We start from the raw sequence: 26,414 nt of genomic DNA, 5'->3' as shown, positions 1-26,414 counted from the left end.
CGGACAAGCCGCTTCTAATCGTACCCGCCTTACAAATTGATCATATCTTGAGATAACACCCAAAAACGCTACTGACAGAAATCTGTCAGTAGCGCTCGCACTTCTTCCTATCGTCTGCTCCAGTATTAACGCTCCAAAGAGTGGAGTGCGTCCTCCAAACCAAGCTCGCCACTGGCAACACGTTGTATTCGCTCCGGGAAAATCTCCAGCAAATAATGAAAGATAGATAGAACCTCTAACAATTCCTCCGATGATGCCATTCTCGATGAAGGAACGGTGCAGACATAGCGCACGAATACCTCTCCGCTGCTTTGAATGCCAAAGTATCCGATTGGCACTAGTCCATTAATAACATGCAGGAAGTGCTCGACCTCGGCCTTTCTCTCTTCAACTATATCGCATGGAATTGTTGTATAGAGCTGCAGCAGTCTGATCCATTCAATATCAGATTCAGGAAGAGGCTGAAAGTTTAAATTCACAATTCGATCTCTTCCGGCTGCATCCTTGCCAAGCGGCAGCAGCAGCACATGCAGAGGGATGTCAGATGAACGCTCCAACAACTCCGATTCGAAGCCCTCGCGTTGAAATGCAAGCTGTAATCCCCCCAGTTCTGCAAGCTGTTTAGCATGCTCTTGCTCTGATACCATTTTGGGAGCCTCCCTCCATTATTGTATTACTGTGTTCCGAATCACTAGTCCCGGCTTTTCATCGCTTCCATCAATAACTCCCGTTGCTTTTCAATATCTCCATTCTTTCTAAACAACGCTTTTGTACTGCAGCCCGTGGCTTCTATATAATTCAGCACACGTCTATATTGTCCAAGCTCCGCCTCCGTATTCGCCTGCTCCGGCAGCTTCGACACCATATCCAGAATAAGATCTGCATCTCTGACCCGTCTATCATGCTTCTTGTCAGACGACCTCTCAGCGTTGAACACAGACGACCAAATCCGGTACGAATTCTGGTCAGCAGCCTTATCGCGACCGTATTGCTTCATCCGTCTGAACAAGCCCATCCCTGTCTTGGCGCCGCCAGCCGCCGCTTTCAGGCTAACGCCGACTGCTGAAGCCGCTCCGCTTAGCGTTGCGATATCCCCTGCTATATTAGCCATCTCAAGACCCGCTTCAATACCAGCCCTTGTCATACGTTTCTGATTGATATTTTTCATTTCCTTCGCCAAGCTATAATGCTCAATATCACTCAATTCCTGCTTCGCCTGCTCTTTCTCCGCGTCGGTAGCATTAGCGTTCGCTGGATCTACAATAGCGAGCAGTTCGTTTTTACGCTGCTCAAGCAAGACCTTGTTTGTGCCTTGCGATTCATGCAGCTTTTTCCCAAACAGAGAATAGGTGTTGCGCACAACTGCAGCGGTATTCGCATATTTCGTCTTGAACTCTCTCTTGATTTGGGTCATTTTCTCACGAGAGGTATTCCACAGTATCATGTTATATACTTTAATCGTAAGTTTAATCCCGCTGATTGCAATACTAATTCCCGGAACGGCCTGTGTAAGCTTGCCAACGCCGGACTCCAGAATCTCCAGTATCGATTTTACTGTTTTGACAGCCGAGCTCGCTGACTCCAATCCTTTCTGCAGCACATCGAGTCCGCCTCTAAACATCTCTTTGCCTGTAATTCCTTCGTCGGATTTCCATTCTTTATATAGCTCAAAGACACTCTTGACCATAAAGAAGGCGCTCTTAATCGAAGACAACGCTTCGCCGACGCTGCCCGAATAGCCGGCAACCCCTTCAGAAGCCCCTATGCCATCCTCATGCCCCTCCAGCTTAGCAGCGTTGTCAACCACATTCGCCACGCCGCTGAATATTTTCTGCCCGCTCTCTACACCTTCATAGATCGCTCCCGCTGTTTCCCATCTGCTCTTTGATTCCTTAATCGCTTTCTTCATATTAAGCAATCCGATAAATCCGGATCCGACATCCAGCAGTCCTGAAGCGACGCCTAGCTTTTGACTCTCTCGATCAACGCTTTCCTTTTCTTGTTCCAATTTGGAGACATCTTCCTTATTCTCCTTACCCTCCTTAATCGAATCCTTCAACGAATCGGATAAATCGCCATAAACATCCGATTGTCCGCCAACGCCAGAACCAGAAATGTCGATCATGTCAGAGATGTTGTTTGCTGCAACACCCTCCGCCTCATAATCTTCCGCTTGCCCCATTGTTCCATTAGCAGACGCTTCGCGCAGCCTACGCCCCATTAAGCCAAGTCCTGTTGGCGGAGCAATCGCTTGAGGTACCGGGGGAACAGGCACAGCGGTTGGGACATTCCCAGGGCCATTCTGGGGCACACGCTGTATAGGGGCGCTCACTTTCCGCTGCAACGGCGGCGCATGCAGGCTTGCCATCAATTGAAGCGTAGCCTGGTTGCCGACAGAGGCTTGCAGTTGACGCAACACATCCACAGATCCGATCTGCTGAACGCCGCTGGAATAACTTGATTTAACTCCCTGAAGCGAGGCTGCCCCCGCCTTCCCTGCCATCGCAGAACGCTGGGGAGATCTGCCTGCCATCCCGCCTTGACCCATGAAACCACTCCCCTTCTTGACTAATTGCTTCTTCCATTCATTCCACAGAGATTTCCGAACAAAGCATGTCGTAAAGCAGGAGTGCGCACCTTTAAGGCTTCCGTATTGAACAATTCGGAATCCTAACAAGCCAGCATCTTTTTTATCGACACAAGTATAGTTATTATAGCATAAACCTAATATACTGAACATTTGCCTGGAGTCCAGACCATGAAATGAAAAGTCCCCTGTACAAAGGATTTCAGGTTCGGGCTAGCCGTACGCGCTTCGTTCATCGTCTCTCCTCCTCCTATGGACGAGCAGCCATTTTTGCGAAGCATACGGCCTTATTGTGCATACGCCATCTTTTCGATAAAATAATGTCACAAACTGACTGTTGAATGTTTCCTAAAACAATCTTGCGGAGTGGGAATGATAATGATGAACAGCAAAGAAAAATTAAGGGCGGCAGCCACTCGTTTATTTGCCGAAAAGGGCTATGAAAATACGACGGTGCAGGAGATTTCGAGCCTTGCGGGCGTGACCGAGCGAACCTTCTTCCGGCAGTTCAAGGACAAGTCGGATGTGCTTTTCGACACGAACAATGAGCTCGGAGAGGGAGTTGCGGCTTATATCGCGGCCAACTATGACAAAGAGCAAAAACCGCTGAAGCTTGCGGTAGACGGGTTTGCGTCGGTTTCCGGGTTTTTCGAAGGCGTGCGGGAGAGGGTGCTGGTGCGGAATCAGATTATTCAAAGCAATCCTGATTTGCAGGAGAGAGAGCTGTTAAAGGGACAAGCGCTCATTGCGTCTATCACAAACGCTTTGTCTGCCGACTATGACGGCGATCTGTCCCAGCTCGCCGCACGATTTGCGGTCGACATTTTTCATATGGCATTTCTGAAATGGATGGAAAGCTCGGAGAAGGGTCTTTCGGAGCAACTGCTCGCCGTTTATGCGCTGTATGAGGAAGCATTTTGATGCGAAGTATGGAGGAAGGAGGCACAAGCAATGGAGAGTCGTCATTTCTCATCCCCCTTGGGTGAATTCATCAAATCGCGAAGATATCGACTTCAACCGGAGGATGCAGGAATCAAGCCCTTCCCCGGACGAAGGCGTACTCCCGGACTTCGAAGGGAAGAAGTCGCCTATCTTGCCCATGTCAGCGTTACGTACTATACCTGGCTGGAGCAGGGTCGCGAGAGGAATCCTTCCCCCGAAATTTTGTCCCATATCAGTCAAGCGCTGCAGCTTGATGCCGACGAGCGGAAGCACTTATTCGATTTGGCCGCTCCCGATCCGGTCCATTCCAGCATAATTCCGAGATCATCAGAGCCCGATACGACTTTTTTGCAAAACCTGGTGAATCAATTGCGTTATCCTTCATTCATTGCCAATGAGTTCGCTGATATTATCGTCTGGAATCGGGGCGCGGAGCTTATTGTCGCAGACTTCGTTCAGCTCCCGGAAGACGAACGAAACATGGTGCTGCTGCTGTTTCTGGATCCGGAATATCCGAAAAGGCTTGTCAATTGGGAGGAGTTCGCTCGTTACATGACGGCGTTAATCCGGGCGGGCTTTGACCATTACACAGACAACCCCGTGTACATGGAACGTTACGAGCGCCTAAGGGAGAACAGCGAGGACTTCGTACGTTTCTGGGACAAGCATGAAATCCGGCAAAAAAGCTCTGTCCCGGTCCATTATCTCCTTCCGGGAGGAAAGGAGCTGGCATTCACGATTCATTGCGCTGCCGCCATCGACAATGATCCGGGGCTGCACTGGTGCTTCTTCGTTCCTCAGCCAGGTTCAGGCACGGAGGAGAAGCTAGCGCTTCTGCTGGCGCAAGACGCCGACAGGACTGCCCCGTTCTAGCCTGTTAGTCCCGTTAATAGTAGAGAGACCCAGTGGTTAGCCTCTTCTGATATTGGTATGCTCGAATCCATACCAAGACGAGGAGGCTGTTTCATGAACCCTTATCCCTATTCAGGCAAGCTGGCCTTAGTCACCGGCGCTTCATCCGGCATTGGCAAAGCGTATGCCCAAGCGCTCGCTGCAAGAGGCTGCCATGTTGTAATAGCCGCACGATCAGAAGAAAAGCTGAAAGCTTTGGCTGATGAAATTAACCGCAGGCACGGCGTACATGTCTATGCCTTGTCCTGTGATTTATCCCAGGCAGGCGCCCCGCGCGAGTTAGCCGAATCTATCGCGGAGCGCGGACTGACAGTCGATATTCTCATCAATAACGCAGGCGTCGGCACATACGGCCGCTTCGAAGAAATCGACTCGGAGCTCGAGCAGAAAGAAATGATGCTCAACACTGCTGCGCTTGTCGATTTGACGCATCATTTTCTGCCAGGCATGCTGGAACGCAAAGATGGAATCGTCGTGAACGTAGCATCCATGGCCGCCTTCATGCCCTGCGCTTATTCGGCCGTATACGGCGCTACCAAGGCGTTTGTGTTATCCTTCTCCGAGGCGCTGTGGGCGGAAACCCGCGGACGCGGCGTCCGTGTGCTTACCCTGTGTCCGGGAGCGACCGATACGAGCTTCTTCGATGCTGTCGGCACCCGGGATATGGCGGCGGGCAGCGCGCTCTCCACTCCGGAGAAAGTCGTTCAAGCCGGCTTTCGCGGAATCGACAAGGGGAGCAGCTATATCGTCGACGGGCGAGGCAATCACTTGGCAGCCCAGTTGGGCCGTTTTCTTCCAAGAAGCAGTGTAGCTAAGATCATGGAACGCCTCTCGCGTCCCAAGAAACATTAGAGTGACATTCTTATTCAGACTTGGCGCGAGGAGCCTTCCATTTATCTGAAAATGCCCTCAGTTTGTCCATGATTTACTTCTCCACCACCGGAACCCACATTTCGCCATACACGCTGCCGTCGCGCTCCCCCATCTCAACCGTCGCGTTGGGCCCGCCGACATAGGCGTATTGATCCGTCGCCGGCAGCGCTTGGCCGAAAGCAATGCCGGTCAGCATGCCGCTTAGTTCATCGGCCGATTTTCCTTCGCCCCTCACCACGAGATAAGGTCCTTTGGGGAATTGAATCACCCTGTGCTCCTCCGGCACGGAAGCCTCTGTCATAACGCCGGCATAATACATCATCTTCTGATTGACCGCTTCGTTCACGGCGAAGATATAGTCGTTCGCGGCGACAGCCTTTAACGTGTCGAGTCTTCCATCCTGCTCCACCGCGCGCCAGAAGTCCTCCTTCTCCTTGTTCATGCCGGCATAATCCGTGTAGTCGCTCTTCAGTTCCGTTCCGATTCCCAATACGATAAAGCTGTCTTTCTCCTCAAAAGTATACGTTGCCATCATTTTCAGCTCCTTTTTGAATAAATAGATTTGAAATAGGCTCCCCTCATAGTAGTGCCTTGCGCGGGAGAAGTCTATCGGACTTGCGAACGGGCTCATGCCCCGCCGCTCCTCTAGGTTCTGCGGCTTGCCGGACGCAGCGCCCAAGAGGCGATGCCAAGCGCGGCGTAGAACAGCGGAAGAATGACATGGAATCCGCCGTCGCCGTAATCATGAGCGAACATATGGGATAGCGCCGCCCCCGTCATGAGGAAGAAGATGCCGCTGTACGCCCACTCCTTAAGTCTTGGGAAACCAGGCACGACGATCGCAATAACGCCAAGCAGCTTCCACGCTCCGAGAATATTTGTGATATACAGCGGGAAGCCAATATCCGTCACCAAGTCGACATTGCCGCCGTAACGCATCAATTGCCCGATTCCGCTTAACGCGATGGAGAAGGCCAGAATGATGGTGACCGTCCAATAAGCGGCCAGCCTTCCAATCGGACGAGCCTCCACCTTCGCGATTTTTTCATTGCCTGTCATTGTACTCATTTGTTATTCCTCCTTTGATTTGTTTACCGCTGTTCCTGATAGGTTTATAATAAAGCTTAATCATGTCAAAAAATGAACCTGTTTAGGAGCTCTATGAAAAAAGTAGAACGAATCAACATCATCATGCGCTACATTAACAACCGCGCCCATTTCACCATCTCGGAAATCATGCAGGAATTCAACATCTCTCGTTCGACTGCGATGAGAGATATCAGGGAAATTGAAGCGATGGGCATGCCTCTGGTCGCCGAGGTCGGCAGAGACGGGGGTTATTCCGTGATGAGCAACTCCGTCCTGCCCACCGTTCGTTTCACCGACAATGAAATTAAAGCGCTGTTCATCGCCTTCATGGCCACGCGAAACCTGCAGCTTCCTTATCTCAAGAGCCGACACTCTTTGGCGGAGAAACTTCTCGGTCTCATCTCCCAGAACCAGCAAGACGATCTTGTTCTGTTGAATGGAATTCTGCTCTTCGAGGGCACCAATCCGCATAATCCCGACCTGCTTGACCTGTCCGATCTGCCGCACGGGATGCTGGAGCAGCTCATCCAAGTGCTACTAATGGACAGATACTTGGAGATTTCCGTCGAAGAAGCGCGGGAAATAAAGACTTATCCCCTCTATCTCATGCGCTTGTACCGTGAGAAGAGCTCGTGGCAGATTGAAGGCTTTGATCTGGAAGAGAAGAAGCGGAGGATTATCCCGGTCGACCAACTTGCCAACGTCAAACCCTATCCCGAGAAAACAAGAATGAGCAAAAAGAAGATCGTCGAACAACTAAGCAGGCAAGGAGAAGCCTTCAACTTGATCATCGAGCTTGGTCCCAAGGCGATCGCCCAGTTCAAAAAGTACCGTCCCTTCAAAATGACGATTTCGTACACGAATCCTTATCAAACCACGGCCATTCTAAAGACGTTCATCGATGTTCATCAAGAGGATGAATGGGCCGAAACAATTAATTGGCTGCTCTTCCTGGGCGAGGATATTAAGGTTCTGGAGATTCCGAAGGAGGTTTTGGCAGGCTTGCGGGGGCGAGTAGATATATTAAAAAGAGCAGGAAAGTAAGCTCCTTTCTTGCCTTCAATTCCACTGATCACATCATCGCACTGATAAATTTTGAATAAATAGTTCATTGACTACAAGTCATCCTCTACTTCGTCCTATTTACATAAAATGTGATATAATTGTATATACAATATAATATACATTGTTAGGAGAAGCCAAGTGAAATTCATATGGGATGAAGAAAATATTCAACACATCGCCCGTCATGATGTTGAGCCATTTGAAGCGGAAGATGCTTTAATGGACCCTCAACGCATAAAATTTTCGGCTCATAGCGGCAACATGGGCATTATTGGCTCAACAGAAGATGGAAGAAGACTAGTCGTGATTTATATTAAGAAAGTTGAGGGGGAAATTGCGGGTTATAACTGCACGTAATGCTACCGATTCTGAGGCTAAAACTTATAGAAGGAGGAATCAATAACAATGAAAATTATCACGTCAAGAGACCAGATTCCCGAACATATGAGCGATGCGGAAGCTGTGGAATTCTGGTCAAATCACACTATGAGCGAGGGACTATTGGAAGCCTCCATTATTGAAGAAGAGGATCATGACTTGCCGAAGAGAAAATCCGCAACTATTTCCATTCGTCTCGACGATGACTTACTCCAAAGAATCCGTACTCTGGCTAAGCAGAGAAATAAGGGGTATCAGACGCTTATTAAAGAATTTTTGATTGAGCGCGCCTATGAAGAGGAAAAGAAGACTCCTCTTATTAGAAAGGCGAACCTGGGCTCCACTATTGCAGATCAAGTGACTTTAGAGCATCAATTGGAAAGAGTTTTCCATATACTCCAAAAGGAGTTGTCCCAGCTGGCTTCCGGGACCATAATTGTGCATATCCGGAACAATTGTGTCGGAAAGTTCGGTATTCGAGCCACTCCTGTGGCGGAGAAGAACGACCTAGATGAGGCGAATAAACAAGGATTGACGGAATTTCAGCAACATTCGTTACTGAAGCAGACCATCGAAGCCCTCAAGTACAAGACAAACTGGATAAACGGCGAAATTTATCTCAGCTTTTCACTGCAGCACTACGATGTGAATGCAAGTATACAATTTGAGTCGAACTATAATATGCCGAATCCGATTGTATCAAAATCGAAGAATACTGGATATACACCCCTAATTGTAAAAACGAAGCACTAAGGGCATAAGGCGGAAGCTATAAATGTCTTCATACAATCGTTCAAGTGTTTTCTATTCATTTCTCAGACAACGTTTCATAAAACTTGCCATTACTTATGATACGGCTCAGCATATCTCTCTAAAGGCGAAATTCTTTAAGCAAAAAGGATCTGAAAGCTTGCTTTCAGATCCTTTTTTGGTATCTATTTGTTATGTGTGAATCTGCATATCCTTATCAAGCTTAAGGGAAGATCGCGTATATCAATTTGGAAGCAATCGACGCAACGCCTTCCATATCAATCGCCTCGGAGGCTGTAAGAAGGGGAGTAATGCCCTCATATATTCCCTCTGTGAGGATGACCGCTGTAGCCGCAGCCAAATCCGAGTGAGTCGTCCAGGCAATCGGACCGCTTTCCGGGACGATTAATTCTCCTGTTTTCATGGCCTCGCTAATCATCAATAAGGCTGAAGAGGCAAAGAAGCCGCATCGAAGCGAAACGAAATCCATCCCCGACGCTTTCAGAAGCTCCTCTGTTGCCGCATTGGTGAGCATAGGGGGAAAATACGATGTCGCAGACGAACCCATATGATAAGCACCTGCGAAGCCTGTTCAAAGGCGTGAAGGAGACTCTCGGAATCATTAAAATGTCCTTTTGTCCGTTATCTGAATGCCAAGAGAAAAGGGGGCAGCCTTTCCGTGAATCCCGATGATCCGCGTGTCATCAGAACCCGTCAACAGCTTGTGCAGGCTTTCAATGATTTGGTGGGGGAGAAGAGAAACTTCTATTCCATTGCCGTGCAGGATATCGCCAACCAGGCAGGTGTAAACCGAACGACCTTCTACACGCATTTTCAAGATAAATATGATTTTCTGGAATATTGGAAAACGGAAAAGTTTAAAGGTTTTGTACATTGCAGACTGCCAGAGGCTGCAAGCTTCAATGCGGATAATCTTCGCGAAGCTGCCGACAGGAAGAGGCCGACATCCTTCTGCGGAATTTTGCTCTGGGAGATGGTTGCTGACTTCTCGGCAATCCTGTTCCCAGAGCTTTCATAGAAACGCAAAGTGCTATGATTCATCAAGAATAGTTTGGTTCCCGTCTCTGAATGCCTTCCTATCTTTCGAAGGAGACATGCCAAAAAGCCTGCGATATTCGCGGCTGAATTGTGCCGCATTGTCATATCCGACTTCCATTGCCGCTGTAGTTACTGGAATGGAGCCGCCTAACAGAAGACGTCTGGCTTCCTGTAAGCGAAGCTGTTTTTGATATTGCACAGGTCCCAAAGTTGTAACGGACTTGAACTTATGATGCAGACTAGAGACGCTCATATTCGTTAACTTCGCTAGTTCCTTGACCGTGAAAGGCCGGGCATAATTCTCTTTAATCCATCTGATCGCTTTGCCGATTCCCTCTTCTTGCCTATCCAACATAAATTGTTGGTAAAAAATGTGCCCGGCATCGCCCGAAAGCAAGTGATAGAGCATCTCGCGTTTCATAAGCGATGACAAAAAACCGACCGCTGCATCCGGTTTCTCCGCTAATTTGAGCAATCGATGCATAGATTCAGCCAAGCCTTCGGCAGCTTGTCCGATGTAGGCGCCAGTTTTCAGCTTTTTGTCCACTGGGTTAAAGCTAATTCCCGCCTCCATGACGACAGCAGCGATGTCTTCCGTCGTGAAATCAACGCGCAAACCGATATAGGGCGACTCCCTCCCGACACCAATAACTTCCGCGGATGCCGGAATATCAATCACCGATACCAAGTAATCCCCCGCATGATAATCAATGATTTCTTGTCCGAGATGAAGTTGCTTGGCCCCTTGCAGAATGAGACAAATCGACGGTGTCAGGACACCCGTCATTTCCGAGGTCGGTCGACTATGCCGTATCAATGTTAAAAACGGAATAACCCCCTGCGTACGACCCTCGTCAAGGGCTATCCGTTGCGCCATTTCGAGCATTTGGTTCAAATATATCCTTGTTTGGCTGCTTTCCTTACTAGAATTTCCATACTGGAGCGGTTGTTTTTCCATACATTCACCAACTTGTACAAAAGGATAAGACCATTTTCCAGCACTTTGCAGCTTTGTGCAAGCTTTAAGCAGGAACAAACTATTCCCAACTATACGTTTAAGCCATAATGTCCTTGAAGCAGCTTTCGCAAAATCACATTCAAGAAAGAAGGGAATCACAATGTCGCAACCTTCATTGATTACAACTGGGTTTCATTCCAAATCAACCGCCAGCGAGGTTGTTGCCGGTATTGATCTTGCCGGTCGCAAAGCTATTGTAACCGGGGGCGCATCCGGTATCGGCCTTGAAACAGCCCGGGCTTTGGCCAAAGCGGGCGCCGAAGTCACATTGGCCGTTCGGGACCTGAGCGCAGGGAGGCTCGCTGCTAAAGCTATCGCTGCCGCCACGGAGAATCCGCTTGTTAACGTCATGCCGTTAAATCTTGTCAATCAATCCTCCATCGCCTCGTTCGTTGCTGCATGGAGCGGCCCGCTTCACATCTTGATCAACAACGCCGGTATTATGGCAACGCCCGAGCTGCGAACGCCTGAAGGCTGGGAGCTTCAGTTCGCAACCAATCATTTGGGACATTTCGCTCTTACTGTCGGACTTCATGACGCGCTGGCTGCCGCAAACGGCGCCCGTGTGGTCTCCGTGAGTTCCGCGGGACATCTTCGCTCTCCGGTCGTATTCGATGATATTCACTTCCTGCGTCGTCCCTATGACCCGTTTCTTGCCTATGGACAATCCAAAACGGCCAATATCCTGTTCGCTGTCGAAGCTTCAAAACGCTGGGCCAAGGACGGGATCACAGCAAATGCTCTGATGCCTGGCGGTGTGCGCACCCCGGGAGTTGCCCGTCTACAAGTTACTGCTGAGCAGATCGAGAAGTTAAACGAAACCAGAACAGGCTATCCCGAAATCATCTGGAAAACCCCGGAGCAGGGAGCGGCTACGTCCGTTCTATTGGCAACCTCTCCCTTGTTAAATGGTATCGGAGGGCGATATTTTGAGAATGGCAACGAGGTCGGCCCTCAGGCTCCAGGGATGGAGTCCGGTGTCGCACCTTACGCGCTTGATCCCGATGCAGCCGAGAAATTGTGGGAGTTATCTATAGAATTAATGAAAGCTCAATAGCCCTCCAGCCGAGTGATAAAAGCAAATGCGGCAACAGCATGCATCACCATGTTTAACTCATCCAAAACCTTGCATGTCTCTTGCGCTGCGACTCGGCTGCTAAGCTTATGGCTGAAGCGATTCCTTCAAGAAATTCTCGAATGAAATCGGAGGACGCCGAATCAGGTTTCCCAATGCGGGATCGGTTGCTTTACCTACATAAACGTCCTTTTGTCCGTTATCTGAATGCCAAGAGAAAAGGGGGCATCCTTTCAGTGAATCCCGATGATCCGTGTGTCATCAGAAACGTCAACAGCTTGAGCAGGGAAGACTGCCAGAGGACGCGCGCTTGAATGCGGATAATCTTCACGTTCTTATTCAGACTCAGACAATCGTCGATTTTCTTCTCCAAGCCCGCCAGCACAGCACGCCGGGAGACAAGCCATTTGAATCCTTTTTTGAAAATGCCATTCATAAAGAGCTTCACCGACTCCTCCTTACATGGTTGCTTGAGGCGAATGCGCAAGGCTTTGCGCGTGATAAAACGGAGACTGTCGCGCTCGTTGTCAGCCAGCAGCTTCCGAATGAATCAGCCTGCTGAGAGAAGCTGCCTGGCGTTATCGCGTCATGCATCCCGTCGCCCGGAGCTTAAATCGGCTCCATCTGCAACAGCTCGGCGAACGCGCGGCCAGAGCGCAGCAATTGCTCCACTTCGAGCTTCTGCGTGGCTCCGAAATGCTCGTGCTGGCCCGAGCGCGCATAGATGCCGTCCAGAATTCCTTCGAGCTGCAGGCCGTACTTCGCGTTGACCGGATAGAGCTGCTTCTCGATCATGGACGTCAAGCTCAGGAAGTCGCTCAAGCGCTCGGCCGTCTCGGGATTCTCCCGCCAATTCTGGAGCAGCCAGACATAAAGCTCCGGATGAAAATTCGCCATGATGCCGCTGTACCCCGCCGCTCCCGCCTGCAAGGAGGCGAGCAAAGTCGCCGAGTTCGCGTTGAACAGTCGGAACGGGCTGTCCTTCACGGCTTCCATTCTGCGCTCAATCATCATCGCGTCGCAGCATGTGTCCTTCAGGAAGAAGAACCTTCCGGTGTTCGCGCACCAACGCAGCAGCTCGGGGGACAGCAGCCGCTTGTACGGATAAGGGCATTCGTAGAAGCCGAGCCGAATCTTATCCGGCAGGCGACACAGTAGCTCCTCGACATTGTGCTGCCACGTCTCGTCCGATTCATGCGGCGAGGCCAGGCGGTTCGTCACCAGCACGACCGCCTCCACGCCTGTGCTTGCCATCGCCGCGATCTCCTCGGCTTGCCCCTCCAGCCCATCCGCGATATGCCCCGAGGCGATGACGGGGGCTCGGCCTGCCGCCGTCTTCACGACCTCGCCGGCAATGCGGACGCGCTCTTCCAGCGAGAGCGCGAACATCTCGCTCGATTGGCAGACGGCGAACAAGCCGTCCACCCCCTTGTTCAAATACCAATTGGTTAGACGCGCCAACGATTCTCCGTCCAACTCGCCCTGCTCGTTGAACGGAGTCAGCATCGTCGGCCATACGCCGCTAGTTAACATGATGTCATCATCTCCTTGTTCTTCCATGGGTTTCATTCATGCGGCTATTAGTTCCGGCTCATCGCCCTGAATTCGTTCGGAGACATTCCCTCTACCTTCTTGAACGAACGCAGGAATGTCGTCCGGCTGTAGATGCCTACCTCCTCCGCGATATCGTTGATCCGCATCGTGGTGGACGCCAGCAGCTCCTTCGCCTTGTCGATTCTCACCTGATTGATATAGTCGGTCAGCACGACGCCGCTCTTCTCCTTGAACACGCGCGAGACATACTTCACCGATACACCCATCTCGTCCGCAATGCGCTCGAGTCCGAGATCCTCCCGATAATGCTCCTGGACGAAAGCCGTGATGCGAGATGCCAGATCGCCGGATTTCCCCTTCTGCGTCTGCTTGACGGCGTCTAGCGCGGCATCGAAGCTCGCAATCAGCCATGTTCGCCACTCGGACATGTCCAGGAAGGCGTTGTTCCAATCCTGCCGCAGGGGCGGCAGCGTGGCACCGTCCAACGCTTCCTTCGGCTCCAGCCCCTTCTCGGACAGGAAGCGGATGCAGGTGCGATGGAGCTCGTGGAAGAGCAGCTTCCGATGCTCGTAGGAGATATTGCGATTCGAATTGGCCTCGAGCACGTCATCGATGACGCGGGTCACCCCTTCACCCTCTCCCACGTTCATTAGATTCAACAGCTTCTGTTCGTCGAAGAACGAATAAAAATAGCGATTCCCGATCTCCAGTTCGTTGGCGTCCACGATTCGGAACCGTTCCTGGCTCTTGCTCTTCCCAATCGCCGTCAAGGCCGCATTGTACGACGAGCCCAGCGCATTGACGCTGTCGCAGATCGTCCCGAACCCGATGGCGATATCGTAATAATGGTTCATATCGTAGCCGAAGATGTCGAGCAGTTGCTCGAACGCCGTTCTCAGCGCTCGAATATCCCCTTCGTCTTCCGCGCTGAAGACGCCCGTGAACAAATTCGGCGCGTCATGCAAAATGTAGCCGGGCAAGCGCTCGCCCGTCATGTGCCACACAACCTTCTTGATGCCTTCGAGCAGCGGCTGGCGGTCGGTGTCCTGAATGTCGGCGTAGAAAGCGTCCTGGAAATCAAATCGAATCGTGCAGCAGATGAATCGCTTCTTCGTGAAGCCGTATTCCGACCGAAGCGCGTCCACCAGAATTTCCTCCTGCGCGATCGTATGGCCCTTCAGCAGGAAGAGCAGCATATACTCGACATAATCGCTGGCATGGCGATCCGATTTGCTCTTGTATTCGGAGTGACTGTCGTAGAGCTTGCTGATTCCGCTCTTGATCAGCTCGAATTCGTTCATCCTGGCATCCGGCAGGCCGTCGCCCGACCATAGCTCCTTGCGCTGCATCAACACCTCGCGGATGTTCCGGATGGGATTGTAGATGCTGGCGCTGAAGATGAAGGAGAACACAACGCCCATCAACAGCAGGACGATGCAGAGCAGCAGCGTCATCTGCAGGATGCTGTAGGTGTGCTTCTGAAACTCCGAGGAAGGCGTGACCGAATAGAATTTCCACCCGTACAGACCTGAATCGACGAGGGAGAAAATATAAGACCGATCATGCCATTTCGTCTCGATTGTGTTCCAATTCGCATCGTCCAGCCCGTGCAGAGTCGCCAGCAAGGAGCCGTCGTCCGTTCCTTCCGCGCCGTTGTAGACGACGCGATCCTCGCCGTCGAGCGCGATGAACCGCGTGGACTGGAAGATTGCGTTCCCCTTCAGAGCGTCGGCAATAGAAGACACCGACACGTTCAGCACCATCACCGCGTTGCCGGTGCCGATTCGGTTGGTAATGACGATCGGCACGACGGACTCCGGCTCCCGCCCGCCTTGCCGCTCAATCTCCGAAGCCGGCAAAATCTCGATATATTTGTTCGACTTAAGCTTCTCCCGCCAATAATCCGGTCCGAACGAGTCGTAGCGGTAGAGCCTGCTGAAAAAGCTGTCGAAGGAATTGATGCCCTCGTTCACGAACACTTCCTTATCGTCGATATAGACAAACATATTTTCCGTGAATACGCTTACAATGTTCTCGCTTCGCTGAATGATGCGCGATACCTTCCACAGCTCCGAGTTAATCTCGATCGTTCGCTCGGCCTTCGGCAGGAGATGCGACTGGATCGTGTCGTCGTTCATGAAGTCCAGCGCCGTCTCCTGCGCGGTCTTGATATAGAAGTCCACCGTCGCCGAAGACGAACGCAGATTGGACAGGATGCGCCCGTCGAAATCCTCCTTCATGATCTTCAAGGAATAGTGATAGGTGAACAGGCCGACGATCAGAATCGGGATTAGCAGTGATAGAAAGTATCCCAGAATTTTCAAGAACAGTCTGTTGTTGCGTCTCTGTTTGAGCAATCGAATGATGTTCATGCTTCTCCTCCATCATCACGCCGAATATCCCGCAGGAATACCATTATCGCCTACTATTCCTCTGCAATCAATCGTTAGCCGCCAATCAATCGAACCCCGTCGAACAAGCCGTAAGGATGCACGTTGTATGACGGCGTGTAAGCTTCGCCCTCCGTTCGGAAGTTATGCCACTCGGTCCGGATCACGTTCTCTCTCGCGTCGTGGAACGGTCCAAGCAGATTGCGCGGACTGCCGACGAGCTCGATCTCCAGCAGGTTGCTCCCCGCATGAAGCCATTTGGTCACATCCAATCCGTCGGCGGATCGCCAGGGAATCTGCCCGGCCTCGAAGCCGTTGACGCGAATTGACGCTGTGACGGCGGAATGCCTGCCAAGATAAAGCCTGACGCAGCTTCCGTCCTTCGGCTCGCAGTCGAATCGGTGCCGATAGACCATGCTGCCGCAATAGTGCAAATATCCCTGCTTCGTCCAGTCTCCTGTATGCAGGCGCGCAGGCTCTATTCCGATGCGCCTCTGCGAATCCACGCCGAAATCGCCGACCAGATAGACGTCCTCCATCTCCATTGCATTCGTATACGCGCAGGACAGGATCAATTCGTTCGTTCCGGCGATCGGCTCGGGGAGCCGTATTCGGTCGAACGCGCGGTCCAGGAACCAGCCCTCCGGCTCCGCGTCGAGCGCGCGTCCGTTCAAGGCGAGCCGGTAGTGCCGCGCCTGCTCGATTACGGCTTCGATCCGCTCCGGCACGCAATCGACCTCGAAGACGAACCGGAAGTCGACGGGCGCGCCATCGCTCGGATGAGGCTCGTCAATCCACGTATACCGCTGCTCGAGGCCGTTCTCGTGGATCGGCCGCATGCCGAGCGCTTCTCGCACGCACCGCTGCGCCTGCCAGACGTCCATCTCCTCGGACCAGTCGCCGCCTGCCAAGCGGTAGGCGCAGCGGTCCAGCACGAGCGCGTTCGGCATCGTGCGCGAGAACGCGAAGGCCGGCCCAAGCTCCGTGACGGTTCGCGGCGCTGCGGCTGGCGCTGCGGACCCGGCGAGCCGGTCGCGATGCACCTGCGCTTCTCCGTTCCGCGTGGTGCGGTCAGCCTTTTCGTCGTTCGCTTCAACATGCTCCCCCGCTTCGCCGGTTCGTTCGATGCGATCTGCCGCTTCAGCAATCCGTTCTGTGCGGACCGGTGCTTCCGTGCCCTGCTCCCTATGCCCCGGCGCTTCCGCGCCAAGCTCCCTCTTCTCCCGGCGAATCAGGAACAGCTTCGAATCGGCCGGTCCCAGGCTCGCCCGGAAGCTCGTACCTCCTGCCTCGACGACGCTTGCGCTCACCTCGGAGATTTCCCCGGTCAGCGAGTCCCACAGCTCCACGTGGCCCGACCGCGCGACCTGCACGCTCGCCTCGCAGCCGCGTTCGTGATCGTTGTTGACGATGAACAAGACGCTGCCTTCGTCCGTATCCTTGAGCAGATACAGGAGCCGGGACGCTTCCTCTCCATCCCCGGCGCGCAAGCTCACCTGCCGCGGAAGCACGCGCTCCAGCGCCATCGACGCTTCGCGTTCGTCGCTCGTCATCATCAGATTGCGATGGCCGTACAGCTTTTTCAATTCCTCCGCGGCGGGTCTTCCCTCAAGCATGTCCGCCTGCGGACCGGCGGCGACGACCCTGCCCCCGGCGTCCAGAAACGCGAGCAAGAGATGATACGTGCTGCGCAGCATTGTGCGAATCGGCGGCAGCAGCACCGCCTTGTAGCCCGCCTGTCCCACGTACAGCTTCCCTTCCTTCACCTCGCCCGACTCCTCCATAATCGTCTCGTCTCCAAGATCGAAGTCGTAATGCAAGCCGAGCAGAGCGCGGAGGAACGCGTTGAAGCGGTCGCCATAGGCGTCCACCTCGGGCAGATCGCGGTCGTCGCGACGTCGCAGCAGCTCGTACGGGTTGGAGCCGAGCATCGACCAGGCGGTGGATGCCGGATGCAGGATCAGCACATCCCGAACCGCTTCTCCGGCGCTCAGCACGGCGCCCAGGCGGGCGAAATAATCCTCGACCGCCCGATTATGCGGCCACCAGTTCGTGTTGTAGCCGAATACCGGCGGATAATCCCGCTTGCGGCAGCCCCGAATCGAGTATAGACCGAGATGCTGACAGCGCATCGTTACCCCAAGCACGTACTGCCAGTCGCCAATCCAGCGCTGCCCCTCGAACGTGAACGCCCAGCCGGTGCAGCCGTAAGTCTCGGTGATGACATGCGGCCTGCCGTATTGCCTGGCTACGCTCGTGCATTGCTTGACCGTCATATATTCATCGGTTCGTTCGTCGAGAATGTCGATGCCGGGGATATGCTGGAAGCGATAATGCGGCATAATCGCCCCGGCGACGCGTGTCGCCGTTCCGAGCTTATCCTCCTGCAGGTAGTGGCCGGTGAAGGCCAAGCCATGTTGCTCGCACCATTCCCCGAGTTGCTTGGAATAGCATTCCGCGAAGCGCTCGCCCATCGTGCGCCAATAGTCGTGCCGCACGGCCGGGGAATCCTCCGCATGGAAGAACAGGCCAGGCGCCGCGTCCAGGAAATCGTAGCCCCTGCGCTCGCGGAAGAAATCCGCAAAGCCGTCCGACCATGGAATCCAGCCTCTGCCGTCGCTGTAACGGCTATTGCGATCGTGGACGCTCGGTTCATCGCTGAAGATTCCCCGAACGACCCGGCCGAACTGCTCTCCGATCTCCCGTCTGTACGCCTCGTACGTATCCTCGATGAACGCCTGAACCGTGTCCGGATTCAGATTATCCGGCGGCGACTCGCCGTTGAACCACTCGCTCGGCCGGGACACCTCGACCCGGAACGCTAGCCAGGCTTCTCCGTCCGCAAGCGGCGCGGCCGTCATCTCATCCTCGCGGACGCAGCCGCGTAGCGCCATGCCGTCTACCGAAGCGCGGAACAGCGCTGCAAGCGGTTCGCCTCTCGTCCAGATCGAATCTCCGCCGACCTGAATCGTAAGTCCCTTGGCCCGGAAAGCGTCTCCCTGGGCCGGGATGCGGCCTCCCGCCGAGCCGGAGGGCCACCGATCCTCGTCGTACAGCCAGGCGTACATGCCCAGCCGTTCCGCCGTCTTCACCGATTCGCATACGGCCTCCATCCACTCATGCCCCATGTACGGCGTCTCCAGTCCTTCCCGGGAATGCATGAAGAAACCTCCGCTTCCCCCTTCGTGCAGAGCCTTGATCTGTCGTCCCAGCTCCTCGGGCTCGAGCTTGTCGTTCCACGACCAGAACGGCGCGGATCGATACTCCGCCGGCGGCTGCCGGAAGAGCCGCTCGAGCCGGGAGGGGGACAGCGCCGATTCGTTATTCATCGCGGCGCCTCCTCTCCTCTTTTTTCTCCTACCATTTTCTCCTACCATTAAGTCAGCTCTGTATGTCGAACATCCAGTAAGCAATTCGCTGCCGATTCCATGTGTAGGAAACATGAATGCGGGCGCCTTCCGCGATGACCGCCGGATACGAATATTCGCCCGGCTCGTACTCCAGAATCTCGAGTTGATCCCAGCTCTCTCCGTTGTCTGTGGAGCGGCTTAGCAGCAGCGGGGAGCGAGGTCCCTTGTACATGCCCACCGGGTTATAGGCCAGAACGAGACTGCCGTCGCTCAGCCGGGCCAGGTCGATGCCGCAGTTGTTGTTCGGAAGCCGGGTCGGGTATGCCGGCGACCAGGTCTGGCCCCCATCCTCCGAATCGCTGCGGAAGATGAAGCCGTCCGTGCTCCGCAGCAGCATATGAACGCGGCCCGGACTCGACTCCCAGAGCGTCGGCTGGATAATTCCCTTGCCGCGCGCTTCATGCAGTTGATCGTCCGCATAGCTGCCCGCGCCGCGCTCAATGCCGAGCTGCCCGTGCTTCACCGGCACCATCGCGCTCTTCGTCCACGTCTCTCCCTTGTCGCGGGAGATGTCCACGAACGAGTCCCACGTCTTGCCTTCGACCGAGGCGGGCGCCAGCCATGTGCCGTCCTGCAGCACGATCATCTTGTTCTTGACCGGTCCGCGCCCTCCGCGGTCGCCGGGCACGAGCTCGCGCGGCTCGCTCCAGCTTCTGCCGCCGTCGTCCGAGACGATGACCATCGTGTACCAGCTCGGAATCGGACGCCCCACCTTGTAGTACAAGCAGACTCGTCCCTCATCGCCGAGATGAAGCACGGGGTTCCAGTGTACAAGGTCATCCTCGTCGGCTACCTTCACGGGCTTGCCCCACTGCCCGCCGCTCTTGCGGGAGAGCCAAATCGCCACATCGTCGAAGCCCTCCCGCATGCCGGCGAAGTAGGCGACCAGAACGTCGCCGTCCGGCAGCTCGATCAGCGTCGAGGCGTGGCAGCTCAGGAACGGACGCCCTTCGCCGAACAACATGTCTTTCTCTTTGTGCAGAATCTTCATCGTAACACTCCCTTATTCGAATAAGACGGCTCCTACATGGACGCCAGGCGCTCCAAGGCTCCGTTATAGATCTGTTCCAACTCGTCAGCGCCCATGCCGCGCGCCTTCTCGATCACCTTGTCATACTCGCCGATTGGCTTCGCGCCCATGATGAACTTGTCATACTCCTGCTCCAGCATCGTGTTCAGCGGCAGCAGCAGCTCCTTCACCCGTGCGGATTCTTCCTGCGTCAGCGGCGGATCCATCGTCGGATCGACATACGAATCATCCGCGTTAATAATGCTCCAATATTCCTCGTTCAGGTCATCCCACGTGCCCGTCAGCTTGTCGATCTGGAACCAGGTCATCGTATTGGCGAACCAAGGCGTGAAGTTCAGCTTGCCGGTGCCGAGCTCGGTGTACACTGCGTAATACGGCGTAGGCTGTCCGTCCTTGAATGGGTCGACGAATTCCTTCTTGAAGACGGGCTGGCCTTGGTCGTCCAGCTCGTAGTTCTCGCCTTCGATGCCGAAGTTCGTCAAATTGGACGCTTCCTCGGAATACATCCAGTCGATGAACTTGAGCAGCGTCTCGGGATCCTTAGCCTGCGAATTAATGGCGAATTGCGTATCCGTGCTGAATTTCGTTGCAAAGTAGGTCGCGCGCGCTTTGCCCGAATCGTATTCCGGCACGGGGATAATCTGGAACTTCGCGTCCGGCTCCGTCTTGCGCAGTGCGCGGGTATCGTCCATCGCGAAGCCGCTGTTGTCGAAGAAGAAGAACGATTTGCCGCTTGTCAGCTTCTCCTTCCAAAGCTGGGACGTCATAACCGCGTAATCCGGGTCGAGCACACCGGATTTATAGGCTTCGTTGAAGTAGCCCAGCATGTTCTTGAACGCCTCGGTTGCCGGTCCGAATACATATCTGCCTCCGTCCACGTCCTTGTCGAAGTAGATGCCGTTGCCCGTGCCAAGCGAGTAGGCCGTTGTGCTCAGCAACTGCTGCGTTCCCTTGCGGATCGTCCAGGGATGCGAATCCGGATAAATTTCCTTCAGCTTCTTCAGCACTGTCAACAGCTCGTCGAAGGTCTTCGGCACCTCAAGGTTGTTCGCCTCGAGCAGATCCATGCGGATGACCGGTCCCGATCCGTTCTTCGCCTCGTTGCGGGCAATCGCCGGGAAGGCGTACAGCTCGCCGTCGACCGTCAGCTTCTTGAGCTCGGGCAGCGCGTCCCAATGCTTCTTGAAATTCGGGAGCATGCCTTCCTTCATATAATCCATGAGCGGCAGGAAGATGCCGGTCGAGCTGTAATCGGTTACGTCTTGCTGATTAATGATCGTAATGTCAGGCAGATTGTTCGTGGCGAGCAGCGTTTTCTTTTTGTCGTCATAGTTGCTGTTCGGCACCGCTTCCAGTTGAACATCGATGTTCGTTCGGTTCAGAATTTCCTTTTGTACGACAGTGCCGTTTTTCAGCGGCTGATTGGGTGAATCCTTGATCAAGACCTTAACCGTTCTTTTTTTATCGGAGATCTTGGCGTTCTCCTCCGGCGCAGCCGTCCCGCCATTTCCTGTGTTCGCCGTTGCGGGGGCGTTGCTCGCCCCGTCTCCGCCGGATTCATTCTGATTTCCATTGCCCGAGCATGCCGCGGCCATCGTTGCGATAAGCAGAATCGCCATGGCGGCGCTGAAGGCGCGAATCGTTTTTGTCAACATACGTAGACTCCTCCCTTTTTTAAAAGCATGAAACGCGCCCCGCCCAAGGACGGCGCAACCGTTTCACCTTGCCCAACAAGCTTGCTCTTGCCGCTATCCCTTCAGAGCGCCGATCATGACGCCCTTGACAAAATATCTCTGCAGATAAGGATACACGATCAGAATCGGAAGCATGGAAATGATGATGACCGCATACTTGTAATTCGTCGCCACGACCCGGAAGTCTCCGCCCGCGCTGCCGATCTCCCCGGATTGATCCATCAGCTCGCCCTGGACGACGATGTTGCGCAAGAGCACCTGCACCGGATACTTGTCCTGACTGTTGAGATAGATCATCGCATGGAAGAAGCTGTTCCAATGCTGCACCGCGTAGAACAGCACCATCGTAGCCATAATCGGCACGGAGAGCGGCAAAATGATTCGGAAAAGAATGTGAAGATCGTTGGCGCCGTCGATATGAGCCGACTCCTGAAGCGAGATCGGAATGCCTTCGAAATAGGTTTTCATAATAATCAAGTTGAATGTATTAATGCCCACGGGCAGCACAATCGCCCACATCGAGTCAATCAGTCCCAGCTTCTGAACGACCAGGTACGTCGGGATCAGTCCCCCGGTCAGGAACATCGTGAACGCCGCCAGGAAGATGAAGAACGGCCTTCCGTACATGTCCTTGCGCGACAGGGCGAACGCTCCCATCGAGGTCAGGAGAATGTTGACGGCGGTGCCGACCCCCGTGTAGAGCAGCGTATTGCCGTAAGCTCGCCAGATCGCGGGATTGTTCCAGACGATCTTGTAGGCGTCCAGCGTAATGCCCCTGGGAAGCCAGTGGATCTCGCCCTTCGTGACAAGCGTGCCGTCGCTGATGGATACGATCAAAATATAATACATGGGATACAGCGTGACGAATACGAGACAGAGCAGCGTCAGCGCAATAATCCCGTCATAAATCCAGCCATGGGCCGATTCGGACCTCATCGCGGATTCCCCCTTCCTACCACAAGCTGGTCTCGCTGATTTTGCGCGATGCGCGGTTCGCCAGCACGAGCAGGACAAGCCCGACAATCGCCTGGAACACCTCCACCGCCGTGGCGTAGCTGAAGTCGCTGCCAAGCAAGCCCCGCCTGTAGACGTAGGTCGAGATGACGTCCGCGGTCTCGTAGGTGGAACCGTTGTAGAGCAGAATAATTTTCTCGAAGCCGAGCCTCATGAGATTGCCGAGATTCAAAATTAACATAATTGAAATCGTCGGCGCCATCCCGGGCAATGTTACATTAAGCATCTGCTTCCACCGCCCGGCTCCGTCGATTCTTGCCGCCTCGTAGAGCTCCAGGTCGATCGAGGTCAGTGCGGCCAGGTAGATAATCGAGCCCCAGCCCACGCTCTGCCAGATGCCGGACGAGACGAAGATGGTTCGGAACCATTCCGGCTTCATCAAGAACTGGATCGGGCTTCCGCCCAGCCACTCTACAATCTGATTGACCAGGCCGTCGGTGGACAGGAAGTTGACGATCATCCCCGCCACGACGACGGTTGAGATGAAATGCGGCAAGTAGCTGACGCTCTGCACGAAGCGCTTGAACAAGGGATGTCTGATTTCATTCAACAAGAGCGCCAGTATAATCGGCATCGGGAATCCGAACAGGATCTCGTATACATTGATGACGAGCGTATTGCGAACCAGCTTCCAGAAGTACGGATCGATCAGAAATTTGCGAAAATGCTCCAAACCGACCCATTCGCTTCCGGTGATGCCCTTGACAATATTATAATTCTTGAAGGCGATGGTAATCCCGTACATCGGCCAGTACTGGAAGATCAGATAATAACAGAGCGGAATGAAGAAGATCAGATACAAGTAGCGGCTTCTCCTCATCCCGCGCACGGCCGGATGCCGCATCCACTTGACGATTGCGGGCGACGCTGCAGGCTTCTGGCGTTGAACGTTGATGGCGGTCCCTCCTCCCTATCGCAAACGCGTCGGGGCGTTCATGCTGATTGGTTGTTTGAAGGTACATAATTGCATCTTGCATGGTCATTGCAGCAACGCTGCAGTCCATTGCCGGCGGACTTGACAGTTCACATTGTATAGAAAGCGCATTCAATTGCAAAGCTCCGATCGGTTCACTCTGTGCCGAATTTCTCACAAAGCGGCCGAATGGAGGCGGAATGCACCGGATTTCTACCTGGTGCAGATATCCTCCTACCAGCTATCCTCCTCCTTGAAGCAGGCACATTCGCAGTATAAATTCACAACGAATAAGGGCCATCCTTCGCGGGATGGCCCTGTCACATTGTGGAACCAGCGTATTCTCGTCGGCAAGCTGCAGCATTCGATAAACATTCGGACATTCGAGCATTGCATAGCTCTATCCCTTCTCGCCTGACTGCTTCCGGTATTCGCCCGGCGTAACCCCGACAACCTTCTTGAAAACCCGATTGAATGAAAAATAATGAAGGTATCCGACCTGCAGCGAGATATCCTGAATAAGATCATTTGTCGTCGTTAATAGATGCTTGGCCTGCGATATACGTATCCGGGTTAAGTAATCTACAAAATTCTCACTGAATTCATCCTTAAACAGTCGGCTTAAATAGCTTTGATTGATTTGAAATTGATGACTGAGCGACTGTAAGGATAAATCCGGATCACTGTAGTGCTGATCGATATATTCCCTTGTCTCGTGAATCAGCTCTTGACTGTTGCGGCCGATTCTCAGCCTCTCCATCTGCTCGGTCGCTGATCCCAGATGAATCATGAATGAGTCTCGTATGGCATCGATAGAGTCGAAGGCTTTCAATTCACGATTCAACTCTGCCGCCGTGCATTCCCAAATTCCCTGATAAGATGCGGGAAGCTCGGACATCTCCTTGGATATTTGGAAAATCATAAAGTTCAGCAGGTTTGTAATATCTTGAAGCAAATAATATTTGCCCTGAACAACCTCCATAAGCTGGTTGAAGCTGTCCTTCCACGCTGTGTTGCGATGCTTGAATAGTTCCGCAATATCACGGATGAGCTGAAGCTGCTCGAACATGCCGTCAAGCACATTGCCCTCCAGCTCCCAATAAGGAATGACTCGATTTCCTCCAACTGAAGCCTTATAGGATAAAGCCTCCTCCGCTTCATTGAAGGACTGCGAAATATCCTTCCACTCTCGGACTGCCGAACCAAGTCCGATAGAAACAGAGTAGTCTAAATTGTCTTTGATCCACAGCCGTATCTTATCGCATATCTCGCTCATTCTCCGATTAGGGATTTCTTGCTCACCGGACAGATGGAACAGCACCGTCAATCTGCCATTATCCAGCCACTCCGCCCAGAGATGAACATCGCTGGATTCGGCAATCTCCTCCATCACATTAGACATTACATATTTGATAAGATACTGGTCGCCCGAGCTGTAAGCGCTGCAGAATTCACTATACTTATCAATTTCAATAATACCCATGAGGAACATAGGACAATCGCTTAAGTTCGCGTGCAAGGCATTTGGCAGCTCGCTTAGCTCCGCATCCATGCCAAGCTCGCCGCTGATCATCTCGAGGAAGAGCTGCTTCCTTCGATGCAGCACATTCTCTTTATTTACATCGCTATATTGATTGGCCAGTTCAATGAGATGGTTGACCGCCTTATCCATAAAGCGCGGATTGTCGTTAAGAATATCAGGCAATTCATCGGATTTCGATTTGATATATTGCGAAATACCGCTCATCATGCTGTCGATGGGAGAGGTGTATCTTCTGGACAAATAGATAATAATGACCGTTCCGAACAGAATGGAGAAGATGCCCAAAGTCAGCCAGCCATAATATAGATTCGTGACAATGCCATAATTGAATTTGCCCTTTATTCCATTATTAACTTCCCAGCTCGTATAATCGGAATGAATATGCGAGACAACATCGCTCCCGTCATCATCGGCCTCCACAATGGTATGGCCTTCCTGATCATAAATTGTCGTATAGCTGACATTAAGGGTATTCATATCCTGAACCATCTTCTTGATCGCGCTCGTGGACACATTGACCACTAGAAAGCCGCTTGGATCGGCTAACAGCGGAATCTTCTTGACTAAGGAAACGACAGGATAAGAGGTTTGACTGGAGAAGAATAATTGATAAGGTCTGCTGCCTGTCCATTCATAAGAGATGTCTCCTGCTTGCAATTGTTCAACAAACACCTTGTCGCCAAAGCTTTCCAAGGGCAGCGAAGCGCTTGTGCTTAACACCTTCAGGTCAGATATGCGCACCATGTATATAGAATCAATTAATGGGAAATCAATCTTGAAGGTATTAAACTTCTCGGATAAGCGTCTTTCAATAAGATAGGGATTGTCGTCCTCTTCATCGTTCAACTCATACAAGAATCTCTTCACATCTTTGTTATTATTGATTTCTCCAATCATCAACTGTTCAATATTTTGCAAGGAAGACTCCATTTGCTGTGTCACGTACTTCGTATAATTCTCATTGGTGTTCAACATCTGACGTTCCAACACTTGACTAATCGTCATGAAGAATAGGAAGATGAGAAAACCGACTACCAAATAAAAAATCGGCAGATAGGTAAAAAGCCATCGATTAAACCATGATCTCGATTTCATAGGTACGACTCTCCTCCAAACAA

The 26,414-nt window shown here is 52.8% G+C and carries 23 protein-coding genes; 8 read left to right on the top strand and 15 right to left on the bottom strand.

The features are described from left to right. Positions 1-125: 125 nt before the first annotated feature. Both HFP08_RS11735 and HFP08_RS11730 read right to left on the bottom strand, forming a co-directional pair. Entirely contained in the window at positions 126-647 is a 522-nt protein-coding gene (locus tag HFP08_RS11735) for a type III secretion system chaperone family protein (protein WP_168120790.1), read from the bottom strand. Between the two features lie 44 nt (positions 648-691). Then, positions 692-2,548 (bottom strand): hypothetical protein, encoded by a 1,857-nt coding sequence (locus HFP08_RS11730; protein WP_168120789.1) that lies wholly within the window; start codon positions 2,546-2,548, stop codon positions 692-694. Positions 2,549-2,965: 417 nt separating this feature from the next. Here HFP08_RS11730 and HFP08_RS11725 point away from each other — a divergent pair, with 417 nt between their 5' ends. From HFP08_RS11725 to HFP08_RS11715, 3 genes are all read left to right on the top strand, one after another. Further along, positions 2,966-3,508 (top strand): TetR/AcrR family transcriptional regulator, encoded by a 543-nt coding sequence (locus tag HFP08_RS11725; RefSeq protein WP_240941312.1) that lies wholly within the window; start codon positions 2,966-2,968, stop codon positions 3,506-3,508. 30 nt (positions 3,509-3,538) lie between these two features. After that, positions 3,539-4,402, top strand: coding sequence for a helix-turn-helix domain-containing protein (locus tag HFP08_RS11720; protein WP_168120788.1), 864 nt, complete (start codon positions 3,539-3,541; stop codon positions 4,400-4,402). Positions 4,403-4,495: 93 nt separating this feature from the next. Next, positions 4,496-5,293 carry an SDR family NAD(P)-dependent oxidoreductase gene (locus HFP08_RS11715; protein ID WP_240941311.1) on the top strand — a complete coding sequence of 266 codons (798 nt, stop codon included), beginning with the start codon at positions 4,496-4,498 and terminating at the stop codon, positions 5,291-5,293. 73 nt (positions 5,294-5,366) lie between these two features. Here the strand turns inward: HFP08_RS11715 and HFP08_RS11710 are convergent, their stop codons facing one another. Both HFP08_RS11710 and HFP08_RS11705 read right to left on the bottom strand, forming a co-directional pair. Further along, entirely contained in the window at positions 5,367-5,846 is a 480-nt protein-coding gene (locus HFP08_RS11710; protein ID WP_168120786.1) for a GyrI-like domain-containing protein, read from the bottom strand. Between the two features lie 113 nt (positions 5,847-5,959). Then, the gene (locus HFP08_RS11705; RefSeq protein WP_168120785.1) at positions 5,960-6,382 is read right to left on the bottom strand and encodes a DoxX family protein; all 423 of its coding nucleotides are present in this window, start codon (positions 6,380-6,382) and stop codon (positions 5,960-5,962) included. A gap of 93 nt (positions 6,383-6,475) precedes the next feature. On the opposite strand from HFP08_RS11705, the gene HFP08_RS11700 reads away from it, so the two are divergent. From HFP08_RS11700 to HFP08_RS11690, 3 genes are all read left to right on the top strand, one after another. Continuing rightward, positions 6,476-7,447, top strand: coding sequence for a helix-turn-helix transcriptional regulator (locus HFP08_RS11700; RefSeq protein ID WP_168120784.1), 972 nt, complete (start codon positions 6,476-6,478; stop codon positions 7,445-7,447). Positions 7,448-7,606: 159 nt separating this feature from the next. Then, positions 7,607-7,825, top strand: coding sequence for a BrnT family toxin (locus HFP08_RS11695; protein WP_206109232.1), 219 nt, complete (start codon positions 7,607-7,609; stop codon positions 7,823-7,825). Positions 7,826-7,873: 48 nt separating this feature from the next. Further along, complete coding sequence (locus HFP08_RS11690) at positions 7,874-8,599, top strand: CopG family antitoxin (RefSeq protein ID WP_168120783.1); 726 nt, start codon at positions 7,874-7,876, stop codon at positions 8,597-8,599. Positions 8,600-8,819: 220 nt separating this feature from the next. Here HFP08_RS11690 and HFP08_RS11685 read toward each other — a convergent pair whose 3' ends face one another. Further along, positions 8,820-9,164 carry a Rossmann-fold NAD(P)-binding domain-containing protein gene (locus tag HFP08_RS11685; protein ID WP_168120782.1) on the bottom strand — a complete coding sequence of 115 codons (345 nt, stop codon included), beginning with the start codon at positions 9,162-9,164 and terminating at the stop codon, positions 8,820-8,822. Positions 9,165-9,275: 111 nt separating this feature from the next. Between HFP08_RS11685 and HFP08_RS29270 the strand changes: the two genes are divergently transcribed. Next, positions 9,276-9,635: a TetR family transcriptional regulator gene (locus HFP08_RS29270; RefSeq protein WP_240941310.1), complete on the top strand. Its 360-nt coding sequence runs from the start codon at positions 9,276-9,278 to the stop codon at positions 9,633-9,635. Positions 9,636-9,647: 12 nt separating this feature from the next. Here the strand turns inward: HFP08_RS29270 and HFP08_RS11675 are convergent, their stop codons facing one another. Next, complete coding sequence (locus HFP08_RS11675; RefSeq protein WP_240941309.1) at positions 9,648-10,772, bottom strand: AraC family transcriptional regulator; 1,125 nt, start codon at positions 10,770-10,772, stop codon at positions 9,648-9,650. Position 10,773: 1 nt separating this feature from the next. Here HFP08_RS11675 and HFP08_RS11670 point away from each other — a divergent pair, with 1 nt between their 5' ends. Beyond that, positions 10,774-11,730, top strand: coding sequence for an SDR family NAD(P)-dependent oxidoreductase (locus HFP08_RS11670; RefSeq protein WP_168120781.1), 957 nt, complete (start codon positions 10,774-10,776; stop codon positions 11,728-11,730). 217 nt (positions 11,731-11,947) lie between these two features. On the opposite strand, the gene HFP08_RS11665 is transcribed toward HFP08_RS11670, so the two are convergent. The 9 genes from HFP08_RS11665 to HFP08_RS11625 form a co-directional block, all read right to left on the bottom strand. After that, positions 11,948-12,196: a hypothetical protein gene (locus HFP08_RS11665; RefSeq protein ID WP_168120780.1), complete on the bottom strand. Its 249-nt coding sequence runs from the start codon at positions 12,194-12,196 to the stop codon at positions 11,948-11,950. 161 nt (positions 12,197-12,357) lie between these two features. Continuing rightward, the gene (locus tag HFP08_RS11660; protein WP_168120779.1) at positions 12,358-13,281 is read right to left on the bottom strand and encodes a dihydrodipicolinate synthase family protein; all 924 of its coding nucleotides are present in this window, start codon (positions 13,279-13,281) and stop codon (positions 12,358-12,360) included. A gap of 47 nt (positions 13,282-13,328) precedes the next feature. Further along, a complete protein-coding gene (locus HFP08_RS11655; RefSeq protein ID WP_168120778.1) occupies positions 13,329-15,674 on the bottom strand; it encodes a helix-turn-helix domain-containing protein in 2,346 nt (781 codons plus the stop codon). Positions 15,675-15,748: 74 nt separating this feature from the next. Beyond that, positions 15,749-19,021, bottom strand: a complete 3,273-nt coding sequence (locus HFP08_RS11650) for a glycosyl hydrolase (RefSeq protein WP_168120777.1) — start codon at positions 19,019-19,021, stop codon at positions 15,749-15,751. A 52-nt stretch (positions 19,022-19,073) separates the two neighbouring features. Further along, positions 19,074-20,093 carry a sialidase family protein gene (locus HFP08_RS11645; protein WP_168120776.1) on the bottom strand — a complete coding sequence of 340 codons (1,020 nt, stop codon included), beginning with the start codon at positions 20,091-20,093 and terminating at the stop codon, positions 19,074-19,076. A 32-nt stretch (positions 20,094-20,125) separates the two neighbouring features. Further along, complete coding sequence (locus tag HFP08_RS11640) at positions 20,126-21,787, bottom strand: extracellular solute-binding protein (RefSeq protein WP_168120775.1); 1,662 nt, start codon at positions 21,785-21,787, stop codon at positions 20,126-20,128. Between the two features lie 93 nt (positions 21,788-21,880). Continuing rightward, positions 21,881-22,762 (bottom strand): carbohydrate ABC transporter permease, encoded by an 882-nt coding sequence (locus HFP08_RS11635; RefSeq protein WP_168120774.1) that lies wholly within the window; start codon positions 22,760-22,762, stop codon positions 21,881-21,883. A gap of 16 nt (positions 22,763-22,778) precedes the next feature. Then, positions 22,779-23,684, bottom strand: coding sequence for an ABC transporter permease subunit (locus HFP08_RS11630; protein ID WP_168120773.1), 906 nt, complete (start codon positions 23,682-23,684; stop codon positions 22,779-22,781). Positions 23,685-24,153: 469 nt separating this feature from the next. After that, positions 24,154-26,391, bottom strand: a complete 2,238-nt coding sequence (locus HFP08_RS11625; RefSeq protein ID WP_168120772.1) for a helix-turn-helix domain-containing protein — start codon at positions 26,389-26,391, stop codon at positions 24,154-24,156. Positions 26,392-26,414 lie beyond the last annotated feature (23 nt).

This window comes from Paenibacillus sp. HB172176, assembly GCF_011947265.1.
Lineage (GTDB): Bacteria > Bacillota > Bacilli > Paenibacillales > Paenibacillaceae > Pristimantibacillus.
The sequence above is the reverse complement of the archived record's forward strand: the minus strand, read 5'-3'. Positions and strand labels throughout refer to the sequence as shown.

Bases quoted from the DNA above. Each gene is read 5' to 3' on its own strand.
- HFP08_RS11700 (WP_168120784.1), top strand. From the start codon at position 6,476: ATGAAAAAAGTAGAACGAATCAACATCATCATGCGCTACATTAACAAC.
- HFP08_RS11690 (WP_168120783.1), top strand. From the start codon at position 7,874: ATGAAAATTATCACGTCAAGAGACCAGATTCCCGAACATATGAGCGAT.
- HFP08_RS11630 (WP_168120773.1), bottom strand. From the start codon at position 23,684: ATGCGGCATCCGGCCGTGCGCGGGATGAGGAGAAGCCGCTACTTGTAT.
- HFP08_RS11625 (WP_168120772.1), bottom strand. From the start codon at position 26,391: ATGAAATCGAGATCATGGTTTAATCGATGGCTTTTTACCTATCTGCCG.
- HFP08_RS11645 (WP_168120776.1), bottom strand. From the start codon at position 20,093: ATGAAGATTCTGCACAAAGAGAAAGACATGTTGTTCGGCGAAGGGCGT.
- HFP08_RS11725 (WP_240941312.1), top strand. From the start codon at position 2,966: ATGATGAACAGCAAAGAAAAATTAAGGGCGGCAGCCACTCGTTTATTT.
- HFP08_RS11715 (WP_240941311.1), top strand. From the start codon at position 4,496: ATGAACCCTTATCCCTATTCAGGCAAGCTGGCCTTAGTCACCGGCGCT.
- HFP08_RS11670 (WP_168120781.1), top strand. From the start codon at position 10,774: ATGTCGCAACCTTCATTGATTACAACTGGGTTTCATTCCAAATCAACC.
- HFP08_RS11650 (WP_168120777.1), bottom strand. From the start codon at position 19,021: ATGAATAACGAATCGGCGCTGTCCCCCTCCCGGCTCGAGCGGCTCTTC.
- HFP08_RS11635 (WP_168120774.1), bottom strand. From the start codon at position 22,762: ATGAGGTCCGAATCGGCCCATGGCTGGATTTATGACGGGATTATTGCG.
- HFP08_RS11730 (WP_168120789.1), bottom strand. From the start codon at position 2,548: ATGGGTCAAGGCGGGATGGCAGGCAGATCTCCCCAGCGTTCTGCGATG.
- HFP08_RS11685 (WP_168120782.1), bottom strand. From the start codon at position 9,164: ATGGGTTCGTCTGCGACATCGTATTTTCCCCCTATGCTCACCAATGCG.
- HFP08_RS11735 (WP_168120790.1), bottom strand. From the start codon at position 647: ATGGTATCAGAGCAAGAGCATGCTAAACAGCTTGCAGAACTGGGGGGA.
- HFP08_RS11720 (WP_168120788.1), top strand. From the start codon at position 3,539: ATGGAGAGTCGTCATTTCTCATCCCCCTTGGGTGAATTCATCAAATCG.
- HFP08_RS11660 (WP_168120779.1), bottom strand. From the start codon at position 13,281: ATGTTAACTAGCGGCGTATGGCCGACGATGCTGACTCCGTTCAACGAG.
- HFP08_RS11655 (WP_168120778.1), bottom strand. From the start codon at position 15,674: ATGAACATCATTCGATTGCTCAAACAGAGACGCAACAACAGACTGTTC.
- HFP08_RS11640 (WP_168120775.1), bottom strand. From the start codon at position 21,787: ATGTTGACAAAAACGATTCGCGCCTTCAGCGCCGCCATGGCGATTCTG.
- HFP08_RS11710 (WP_168120786.1), bottom strand. From the start codon at position 5,846: ATGGCAACGTATACTTTTGAGGAGAAAGACAGCTTTATCGTATTGGGA.
- HFP08_RS11705 (WP_168120785.1), bottom strand. From the start codon at position 6,382: ATGAGTACAATGACAGGCAATGAAAAAATCGCGAAGGTGGAGGCTCGT.